Raw genomic sequence first — 1255 nt, 5'->3', positions numbered from 1 at the left:
TGTATAGACCGGAGAGATAGCGAACAGGTGTTCGGAGACATGGTGAACACATTGGGTGCGGAGGTGCCCGATGCCATTCAAGGAGTCTTCGATCTTGTCACAACGGGAAGAGTTTTGCCGTTTGGCGTTATTACCGGGTTCGAACGTGAGCGAGCTTTGTCGCCGTTTCGGGATTGGTCGGACGGCGGGGTACAAGTGGATCGAGCGTTACCGGCGCGCGGGCACGGCGGGTCTTTGCGACCGTCCTCGTCGGCCGCTGACGAGCCCGTCGCGGACGCCCGACGCGGTGGAAGCGCAGGTGCTGGCGTTGCGGGCGGAGCATCCTTGCTGGGGAGGTCGCAAGCTCCGCCGGCTGCTGGAGTGGGACGGGGTGGAGCGGCCGCCCAGCGCCTCGACGATCACCGAGGTACTGCGCCGCGCTGGCAAGCTGGATGGCCCGCGGGCTGGTGAGGCGCGAGGCTATTGCCGGTTCGAGCACCCCGAGCCGAACGACCTGTGGCAAATGGACTTCAAGGGTCACTTCGCGCTGGATCGCGGACGCTGTCATCCGTTGACGCTGACCGACGATCACTCGCGCTACGCGCTCGAGATCGGTGCCTGTGCCGACGAACGCACGGCGACCGTGCAGGAGCGGCTCGAAGGGCTGTTCAGGCGCTATGGCCTGCCACGACGGATGTTGGCGGACAACGGGCCGCCCTGGGGCACAACCGGGCCGGAGCGGTACACGCGCCTGACCGTCTGGCTGCTCGATCTGGGCGTCACGATCAGCCATGGCCGCCCTTATCATCCTCAGACCCAGGGCAAGGAAGAGCGGTTCCACAGGACGCTGAAGGAGGAGCTCATCGATCGTCGCCGCTTCGCCGATCTCGCGTCCGCGCAGCAAGCCTTCGATGGCTGGCGCGAAATCTACAATAGCAGGCGCCCGCACGAAGGGATCGGCATGGAGACGCCGGCAAGCCGCTACCGCGTCAGCGCACGCAAGATGCCCGACACGATCGACCCGCCGGAATACGACGCCACCGCCCAGGTCCGCGTGGCCGACGAACAGGGCCGCATCATGTTCAAACGCCGCAAGATCCGATCCTCCAAGGCGTTCGCCGGAAAACGCCTCGCGCTCCACGCCACCGATACCGATGGCATCTTCACCCTATGCTATCGCCGCCACGTTCTGGCGCAGGTCGACCTGCGCCAGAACATCGTTCAACCTGTTCACCATGTCCCCGAACACCTGTCCACCTTGTCTCCGGTCTAAACA

General features: G+C 64.9%; 1 protein-coding gene. It reads left to right on the top strand.

The annotated features are described in order from the left end of the window. Positions 1-70: 70 nt before the first annotated feature. Entirely contained in the window at positions 71-1252 is a 1182-nt protein-coding gene (locus U1839_RS26740) for an IS481 family transposase (RefSeq protein WP_332806600.1), read from the top strand. Positions 1253-1255 lie beyond the last annotated feature (3 nt).

This window comes from Parasphingomonas halimpatiens (assembly GCF_036663795.1).
Taxonomy (GTDB): domain Bacteria; phylum Pseudomonadota; class Alphaproteobacteria; order Sphingomonadales; family Sphingomonadaceae; genus Sphingomonas.
Note: the sequence above shows the minus strand (reverse complement) of the source record. Positions and strands in the feature narration are given on the sequence as shown.